Annotated in this window: 10 protein-coding genes and 1 other RNA gene; 5 read left to right on the forward strand and 6 right to left on the reverse strand. The window is 60.5% G+C overall.

Annotated elements, in window-relative coordinates; translation table 11 throughout:
• Both RJQ10_RS10735 and fur read right to left on the reverse strand, forming a co-directional pair.
• On the reverse strand, positions 1-851 hold an 851-nt coding region (locus RJQ10_RS10735), incomplete at its 3' end, for a cytochrome P450 (RefSeq protein WP_350146423.1).
• Positions 852-981: 130 nt separating this feature from the next.
• Positions 982-1,404 carry a ferric iron uptake transcriptional regulator gene (gene fur / locus RJQ10_RS10740; protein ID WP_350146425.1) on the reverse strand — a complete coding sequence of 141 codons (423 nt, stop codon included), beginning with the start codon at positions 1,402-1,404 and terminating at the stop codon, positions 982-984.
• 74 nt (positions 1,405-1,478) lie between these two features.
• Between fur and RJQ10_RS10745 the strand changes: the two genes are divergently transcribed.
• Complete coding sequence (locus tag RJQ10_RS10745) at positions 1,479-1,814, forward strand: outer membrane protein assembly factor BamE (RefSeq protein WP_350146427.1); 336 nt, start codon at positions 1,479-1,481, stop codon at positions 1,812-1,814.
• Here RJQ10_RS10745 and RJQ10_RS10750 read toward each other — a convergent pair.
• From RJQ10_RS10750 to RJQ10_RS10760, 3 genes are read right to left on the reverse strand one after another with little or no spacing between them, the layout of a single operon-like run.
• Positions 1,811-2,125: an RnfH family protein gene (locus tag RJQ10_RS10750; RefSeq protein WP_350146429.1), complete on the reverse strand. Its 315-nt coding sequence runs from the start codon at positions 2,123-2,125 to the stop codon at positions 1,811-1,813. The two genes, RJQ10_RS10745 and RJQ10_RS10750, sit on opposite strands and share 4 nt — an antisense overlap.
• Positions 2,126-2,129: 4 nt before the next feature.
• Positions 2,130-2,561 (reverse strand): type II toxin-antitoxin system RatA family toxin, encoded by a 432-nt coding sequence (locus RJQ10_RS10755; RefSeq protein WP_350146431.1) that lies wholly within the window; start codon positions 2,559-2,561, stop codon positions 2,130-2,132.
• A 33-nt stretch (positions 2,562-2,594) separates the two neighbouring features.
• Positions 2,595-3,950, reverse strand: coding sequence for a sodium-dependent transporter (locus RJQ10_RS10760; RefSeq protein ID WP_350146433.1), 1,356 nt, complete (start codon positions 3,948-3,950; stop codon positions 2,595-2,597).
• A gap of 107 nt (positions 3,951-4,057) precedes the next feature.
• On the opposite strand from RJQ10_RS10760, the gene smpB reads away from it, so the two are divergent.
• Positions 4,058-4,537 carry an SsrA-binding protein SmpB gene (smpB, locus tag RJQ10_RS10765; protein ID WP_350146435.1) on the forward strand — a complete coding sequence of 160 codons (480 nt, stop codon included), beginning with the start codon at positions 4,058-4,060 and terminating at the stop codon, positions 4,535-4,537.
• Between the two features lie 12 nt (positions 4,538-4,549).
• On the opposite strand, the gene RJQ10_RS10770 is transcribed toward smpB, so the two are convergent.
• Positions 4,550-5,614, reverse strand: coding sequence for an Ldh family oxidoreductase (locus RJQ10_RS10770; RefSeq protein WP_350146437.1), 1,065 nt, complete (start codon positions 5,612-5,614; stop codon positions 4,550-4,552).
• 109 nt (positions 5,615-5,723) lie between these two features.
• Here RJQ10_RS10770 and ssrA point away from each other — a divergent pair.
• The 3 genes from ssrA to RJQ10_RS10785 all read left to right on the forward strand — a co-directional run bounded on the left by ssrA (position 5,724) and on the right by RJQ10_RS10785 (position 8,371).
• Positions 5,724-6,115: a transfer-messenger RNA gene (ssrA, locus tag RJQ10_RS10775) on the forward strand.
• A gap of 177 nt (positions 6,116-6,292) precedes the next feature.
• A complete protein-coding gene (locus RJQ10_RS10780) occupies positions 6,293-7,522 on the forward strand; it encodes a tyrosine-type recombinase/integrase (RefSeq protein WP_350146439.1) in 1,230 nt (409 codons plus the stop codon).
• Positions 7,523-7,618: 96 nt separating this feature from the next.
• Positions 7,619-8,371 (forward strand): hypothetical protein, encoded by a 753-nt coding sequence (locus RJQ10_RS10785; protein WP_350146441.1) that lies wholly within the window; start codon positions 7,619-7,621, stop codon positions 8,369-8,371.
• The last annotated feature ends 68 nt before the right edge of the window (positions 8,372-8,439 follow it).

Raw genomic sequence — 8,439 nt, forward strand, 5'->3', positions numbered from 1 at the left:
AAGGCATCGGGCGACTCCAGCGCGGCGGGAATCTGGTCAGGGTGCTTGAGCAGGGAGTACAGGGTCCACTGCTGGGCGACCAGGGTGGTATCCGCCCCCGCGCCAATCAGCGCCAGCACCAGGGTAATGATGTCCCATTCACCGAAGTTGGGGTTTTCTGCCTCGATCTTCAGCAACACGCTGAGAAAATCGTCTTCTCCCGGGTTGGCGCGGCGCTCGGCGATCACCCGCTGCAGGATCTCGATGGCGCGGTTGCTGTCCTGGCGCGCGGCCTCGCGGCGCTCGTCGCTGATGGTCGGGTTCCAGGCCTCGGTAAAGGTCAGCACGACCTGCTTGATCTCGGGCCAGTATTTTTCCGGCAAGCCAACCATGCGGCTGATGGAGATGAACGGGATGTGGTTTGCCACCCGCTCGATATAGTCAAAGCTTTCGAGGTCACCCAGCGCGTCAATCAGCTTGACCACATCGGGCTTGATGCGGCGCTGGATCTCGTCCACCACGTTGCGGGAGAAGGCCGGCGACACAACGCGTCGCACCAGCCGGTGATGGTCGTGGTCCGCCAGCAGACTGTGACCGATCATCGCCCGCTCGAAATTGCTCCACTTGTCTTCGGGCGGCCGTGGCGGCGCGAACTCCCAGTCGTAGAAATCGGAGGACAGGTACTCGGTGCGCCAGCAATCCATGATGTCCGGCATGCGGGTCATGATCCACGCCTGCCAGGGCTCGTACCAGACCAGGCGCCCACGCCGTGCCAGGGCCAGATACTGTGATACCGGGTCTGCGAGATACTCGTCGGAAGCCGGGTTGAACAGCGCCTCTATGGGCTGCTGGGATTCGGTGGCGGCCTGCATGGTCCTGGTCCTCTGCCTGTAGCGGAGGCCAAAATATACGCTTGCGCATATTTACACACAAGTGTATTTTTTGTAACAACCGGACACAAAGGGTACAGCGGGGCAAGCAGACCCGCGGTGGTTTGGGTAGTCAGTCCTTGTCGCAGCGCTTGCGCACGTACAGCACCAGCGAGTGGTCGACAATGTCATAGCCGTGTTCGCGGGCAATTTCCTTTTGCCGCCGCTCGATGACGGGGTCATTGAACTCGATCACTTCACCGCTGGACACACAAACCATGTGATCGTGGTGATCGCCGGTATCGAGCTCGAACACCGAGTGCCCGGTCTCGAAATTGTGCCGATTGACGAGGCCGGCGCTCTCGAACTGGGTCAATACCCGGTAGACGGTGGCCAGACCCACATCTTCACCGGCATCGCGCAGCTTCTGGTACACGTCCTCGGCACTCAGGTGCTGGGTTGTCTCGCCGGTGGCTTCCAGTATCTGCAGGATCTTCACCCGCGGCAGAGTCACCTTGAGACCGGCGTTGCGCAATTCCTGATTATCGACGGGCATGATGGGAGGGGTTCTCTGTGCTGGTCAGGACGGGTATCATGCCACCCCGACAACTCAAGTGGAAGTTTCAGCCCATGCGCAGTATTTTTCTGGCAGTGGCACTGGCCATGCTCACCGCCTGCGGCAACTTCGGGTTCCCCGGCGTATACCGCATCGATATCGAGCAGGGCAACATCGTCACCCAGGAGATGATCGACCAGCTCCAGCCCGGCATGAACCAGCGCCAGGTCCGCTTCATCCTCGGCACCCCCCTGCTGGAGGATTCGTTCAACAACAAGCGCTGGGATTACCCATACGTGATTCGCAATGGCACCGACGTCATTCGCGAGGCCAAGGTCACCGTGCATTTCGACGACGACAGCCTGGTCAGCGTTAGCGGGGACTACCTGCCGGCCTGGGCAGCGAACTAGCCTTCGGCCTCCTGCCTGCGCTCCTTGACGCGCGCCGCCCGCGCCTTGCGCACTTCCTTGGGGTCCGCCTTCAGCGGCCGATAGATCTCTACCCGGTCCCCCTCCACCAGCACCTGGTCCGCCGCGACTACCTTGCCGAAGATGCCCAGGCGGGCATCGTCCAGATCCAGCCCGGCGAAGCGTTCCGCGATGCCCGAGCGCTGCGCCGCCTGCAGTGCGGTGGTGCCGGGGAGTACTTGCAGGGGAATAATGGCCTGCTTCTCCGGCAGGGCGTAGGCCACTTCCACCTGTATGGTCTGTTCGTCGCTCATTATCTTACCCGTGTAGCTGCCTGGCGCGCCGACCGAGGGCGTCCACCAGATTGTTGGTCACGCGGTCGAACAAGCGCCCCGCGGCGGCGCCGACCAGCCGGCTGCTGGTTGTGAATTCCAGGTGCAGGGTGACCTTGCAGGCATTCTCGGCCAGTCCGCGGAACTCCCACAACCCCTGGAACGAATCGAAGGGTCCGTCCAGCAGCTCCAGAGTGATGAACTCCGGAGCCTGCAGTCTATTCCGGGTACTGAAGCTCTGGCTGATGCCGCCCCGGGACAACTGCAGCCTCGCCTCCACCAGGTCCTCCTCCCGGCGCAGGACCTGGGCGCCGACGCAGCCCTCCATGTACTGGGGGTAGGCTTCGATATCGTTCACCAGGTCAAATAACAGCCGGTCCCGGTAAGGCAGCAGGGCGTGGCGGTGGATTGTCGTCATCGTACTCTCAATCAAAGCGGCGCGGCGCGATGCCTAATAAATCTGCAGCGCACCCAACATCACCAGCAGGATGGCAGGCGGAGCAATATACCTTAACAGAAAGTACCAAAGCGAAAAAAACAGGTTGGTTTCCCGATACAGGTGCGCTCGCAACAGCGGCCGACGCAGGCGCCAGCCGACCAGGATCGCCGTCCCCAGGGCCACCAGCGGCAGCAGCAGCCCCCCTGCCAGGCGATCCAGCAGGCGAAACAGGTCGGTGCCCCCGCCGGAGCCGCCGTTATTGAGGTTCAGCGCAGCAGCATAGGCCAGCAGCCAGACCAGACCGCCGACTATGGCCGCCGCGGTCAACCGGCGCAGACCGAACCGCTGCTTGACGGCCCCCACCACCGGCTCCAGGATGGCCACGCAGGATCCCAGCGCCACCAGCGCAACCAGCAGGAAGAACAGGCTGCCAAAGATCTCCCCGTCCATACTGTTGCCAAAAGCGTGGGGCATGCTGATGAACATCAGCCCCGGGCCCATGGCCGGGACCAGGTGGTTGGCGAACACCAGGGGGAAAATCGCCAGCCCCATGGCCAGCGCCACCAGGGTGTCGAATACAGCTACCGCGATGACCGAGCGCCCGATCGGCACCCGCACCGGCGCGTAGCTGCCGAAGCTGATACCCGTCCCGACCCCGATCCCCAGGGTAAAGAAAGCCTGGCCGAGAGCCATCAGCAGGGCCTCGCGGTTGAAGTCCAGCCATTGCACGGAAAACAGGAATTTGCCGGCCGCGGTCAGGTCACCGTTGGCGATGCTGTATTGAACCAGCAGCATCAGGCTCGCCAGCAGGCTGGGTACCAGCAGCCAGGCCATCAGGCCAATGCCCCGGCGGACCCCGGCGGCGACAACCAGCAGCACCAGCAGCAGGAACAGGGACTGCCACACCAGCATGCGTCCGGGGTCCTCCACCAGCTCGGCAAAAAACTGCCCGGCATTGAGGACGCTGGCCGCACTGAAACTGCCGTCATACATCGCCCGGGCGTAGACCAGAGACCAGCCGGCGACAACCACGTACAGGGCCAACAGCATCACCCCGGCCACGCAGGCCAGCCAGGGCAGCAGCTGCCAGGCGGGCGAGAGATGGGAGCGCTCCGCCGCGTGAGCCACCGACTCCACCACACTCCCCCTGCCCTGGTTGCCCAGCACCAGTTCGGCGATGAGGATCGGCACCGCCAGCAACATCAGGAATACCACGTAGGCGACGACAAACGGCGCGCCGCCATACTCGCCGCTGAGGTAGGAGAAGCGCCAGATACTGCCCATGCCCACCGCCGCAGCGGCCACGGACAGCACGAAAGTCATGCGTGAGCGCCACTCCCCCAGTGGATTCAGGGCCACCCCCGTCATTGCCAAAACTGACCTTTTATCATGCAGTTAGAGTGCCCCACGGCCCCGGCGATGAAAAGGGCCAAATTCACGTTTCAGCGCGCGGGCTTGTCCGTATAATGCGCGCCATGAGCAAAAACAAACCCAACAATGACAACGTGATCGCCCGCAACAAGCGCGCGACTTTTGACTACCACCTGCTCGACAGCTTCGAGGCCGGCGTGGCGCTGGAAGGTTGGGAGGTGAAGAGCCTGCGCATGGGCAAGGCGCAGCTCACCGATTCCTACGTGTTGATGAAGGACGGTGAGGCCTGGCTGCTGGGCACCCAGATTACCCCGCTCGATACCGTCTCTACCCATTTTGTCAGCGATCCCACTCGCACCCGTCGGCTACTCCTGCACCGCAAGGAGCTGGCCAAGATCCTCGCTGCTACCTCGCAGAAGGGGCTGACCTGCGTTTGCACCCAGCTGTACTGGAAGGGGCACCTGGTGAAGGCCCGCATCGCCCTGGCCGAGGGCAAGAAGGGGCACGACAAGCGCGATACCGAGAAAGAGCGCGACTGGAACCGGCAGAAACAGCGAATCATTCGCGACAATGTCAAGCAGTAGGCCAACTACCCGCTAGCGCAGCGTTTGCGGCAGCGCCACTCCCAGCTGTGCCGCCAGCGGCGCAAGATCCTCCATAATCGTCGGATACAACACCACACCCCCGGCCAGCTGCTCGCTGCGCTGCTCCCAGGCACGCTGACCAGGCAGGCGCGCCGGCGGCGCACCCTCGGCCACGGCACTGGTCATCACCAGGTTTTGCAGGGCGTGCAGTTGCTGCCTGAACACCGGCAGGGGCCCGAAGGCCGACGGATCGATCAGCTGCAGGAACACCGAGTTGGCCTCACCGTCCCCGGCGGCGTCCGGGTCCGCCCGCCCGTAGCCACCCAGTGCCATGCTGAGCACCTCGGTGGCCGCCGACAGCGCCGCGCCCTTGTAACCGTGACCGGCGCCGCCGATGGGCATGATACTGCCCGGTGGCGGCCCCTCCAGGGCGCGGGGATCATCCGTGACACGGCCGTGACCGTCCTTGAGGCAGGGCTCCTGCATGCGTGTACCTTCCCGCACTGCGCGAGCAACATAGCCGCCGGCAGTGATCGACATGCTGATATCGAACAGCAGCGGGTATTCGTGACCCGGCGCCGCCATGGCGATGGGATTGGCGGAAAACACCGGGTCGATGCCGCCGTGGGCGCTGACCGTGCGTTCCGAGGGCGTGGAGCATGTCATCAGCGCCAGATAGCCCGCTTCAATGACTTTTGGCAGATAAGCTGCCAGACAGGCGATATGCTGGCTGCGCCGCAGGGTGGCTGTAACCACCCCATACTGGGAGACCCGCTCCAACGCTGTGTCCACCGCCTGGCTTACCACCCAGGGGCCAGGCAGGAAGCCCGCATCCCAGTTAAACAGGGCGCCCCGATCCACCAGCACCTCCGGGTCTCCCCGGCTGCGGCTCTCGCCGCTCAGCAGCCAGCGTACATTGTGCGCGACCCGGTTCATGCCGTGCGTGGTGAACCCCAGCAAATCCGCTTCCAGGAACACCTCCGCCATGACCGCTGCCCGGTCCTCAGCTAGCCCCGCAGCCACGAAGAGCCGGGTAGAGAACTGCTGCAGGTCGTTGTGGTCGTAGCGAACAGGCATGGGAGCTCCTTGCAATGATGTGAAACGGCGACTGCGGTCGAAAAAGTGAACTTCTGTAAAAATGACAGTCTAACATCGTGCAATTGAGGTACAATTGCGAAGTCACACTGGGGGCGATACGGATTCGACGCCGGTAGCGAACCCTGAGGTGCATGCCGTGATGGTAGCCAATCACGTTAATCCAAAGCTGCAAACTATTAGTTGCCAACGACGACAACTACGGTGCCCAACTGGCTGCGTAAGCAGCCCGTGAAAGCACCATCTAGTGGCTTCGGCCCTAGCGGTCTTTAGCAAGGTGCCAGTACCGCGCTACTGACTGTCATATAGAACTGGATCGCTGTGAAGCCCGCCTGAGGTGGATCTGCTAAAACTTATTCAGGCTCGCCAATTACGTCCTGCCCGTTGGGCTGTATGAGGCTAAATTAATTAACGGAAACTAAGCATGTAGAGCCGAAGGCAGAGTACTGACGGACGCGGGTTCAACTCCCGCCGCCTCCACCAAACACCCATCCAAGCAAGTCCAGAGAAGTCCTCGAAGCCCTGTAAATCAGGGCTTTTTTGTTTATACTGTGTCCATAGCTGTCCAGCAGCATCCGGCTATATACCCCCGCCAATGGGGGTAGATCAGGGGGTATATACCCACCTTCGGTAACCGATACCCCCAGATGGAGGCAAGCCATGAGTAAGCTCACCGCTACCGAAGTTAGGCAAGCGAAGCCGGGGAGCAAACCCCGGAAACTGGCAGATGGAGGTGGCCTATTCCTACTGGTGCAACCCAACGGAGGCAAATGCTGGCGATACAAATACCGGTTCGCTGGCAAGGAAAAGCTGCTGGCCTTGGGCACCTACCCTGATGTGAGCCTTGCGGAGGCCCGAAAACAGCATCAGGAGGCCCGCAAGAAGGTATCCCAAGGCATAGACCCCAGCGAGGCCAGGAAGGTTGAAAAACTCACCCGACACCAGGCTGCTGTTGACAGCTTCGAGGCGGTTGCCCGCGAGTGGTTCCACACCAAAATGTATGACCGCTCCAGCAGCCACCAGGATCGCACCATGCGGGCGCTCGAAAAGGACCTATTCCCCCATATTGGCAACCGCCCTATCGCCACTATCACCGCCCCTGAGCTATTGGCCACCCTGCGCCGCATTGAATCCCGTGGGGCCGTCGAAACAGCCCATCGTGCCAAACAGACCACCGGACAAGTATTCCGGTATGCCATAGCCACCGGCAGGGCGGAACGCGACCCCAGCGGTGACCTGAAAGGCGCCCTGGCCAACCCCAAGAAGAAACACCTGGCAGCCATCACAGACCCTGCCGAGGTGGGTCGCCTGATGGTCAGTATTGAAAGTTTCCAAGGTACACCGGCGGTAAAGGCCGCGTTGCGCTTGTCTGCCCTGCTCTTTCAGCGCCCGGGCGAGATACGTGGCATGGAGTGGTCTGAAATCAATTGGGGGGCAGAACGATGGGAGCTATCCGCCGATAAAATGAAAATGAAGCAGCCACACATTGTCCCGCTATGCCGCCAGGCGCTGGAGCTGCTGCGGGAGTTGCACCGTCTGACTGGCCGGGGCCGGTATGTATTCCCCAGCGCCCGTGGCGGTAGCCGCCAACTGTCTGAGAATGGTGTCCGTACTGCCTTACGGACAATGGGCTATGACAACGAGACCATGACGCCCCACGGCTTCCGGGCTATGGCCCGCACCCTGCTGGATGAGGGGCTGGGCTACCGGGTCGATTGGATAGAGCACCAGTTGGCCCACGCCGTGCGGGACGCCAACGGGCGAGCCTACAACCGCACCAGCCACTTGGAGGGCCGCGCCGCGATGATGCAGGGGTGGGCGGATTACCTCGACACCCTGAAGGTGCAAAGCCAGTCTGGTAACGTAGTAGTGGGACAGTTTCGCAAATAGTCGAATTGCAGCGTCTAGGATGGCCCCCGAAAAGCCGCGACCCTGGCGGCCTGACGCTGCAACCTTTCATCAGGGCGAGCACCTTAGGGGGTGTTGATGCGCTTACTAACTTTTCCTAATTGGTTTGAGGATGAAGCTGTCCGAGAGATAGTAGAAATACTAGAACTCGAAAATGTTAGCGAACGAGCCTACAAGTTACCTGATGATTTTCCTGAAGAAGAATGGTTGATTGGAAAAATTACTATGGATGACAGGCTGGAGCGGGCATGGATTCGCTCAAAATCCTACTATCCTGACTCGCCAGATTACGGGCAAGTTCAACTTTGGTCCTGTATCGTTACTGCCTATTTTTATGAGAAAAACTGGGCGACAGATCCAGAAGCTAAACGATGGAAAAACAAGCTTGACTCCCTAATTAACTCTCTCGCCAATCATTGGGAAGAAATCCCAGCAAACTTCTACTGCGACATGCACATTGATGAGCGCCCTGATCTTGATTTCATAGTAAATGCCAAGTTCCAATGGCGGAAGTTGCCTGGGCTGTCGGAGATGCGTAGTACAGCTGCAAACCTGATAGTGAAAAGTGCCCCTCATGGAGTGCAAGTGAGGGGCGAAAAGGCACGAAGGCGATATTTTGTGCGGTCACTGTCAACACAGTTGAAGACGCTTACTGGTCAGTGGAAGCGAGAGATAGTGGCAGAAATTACCTCAGTAATTTTTGAGTGTGAGTTCACTGCACCAGACGTAATCCGTGCGACGAAGGGGATGGATCAAACAACCCTGGAAGATGACGAGTTGCTACATTTTAGACACGTGTTCGGGTTTGCAGGAATTGCCCGGAAATCTTAGTTTCTGCCACACCTCATTCTTTGCGTAGATTTGTTTTTTTTCGCCAATTATTCTCGCGTCCAGTACCG

Source organism: Haliea sp. (genome assembly GCF_040222615.1).
In the GTDB taxonomy this organism is placed as follows: domain Bacteria; phylum Pseudomonadota; class Gammaproteobacteria; order Pseudomonadales; family Halieaceae; genus Haliea.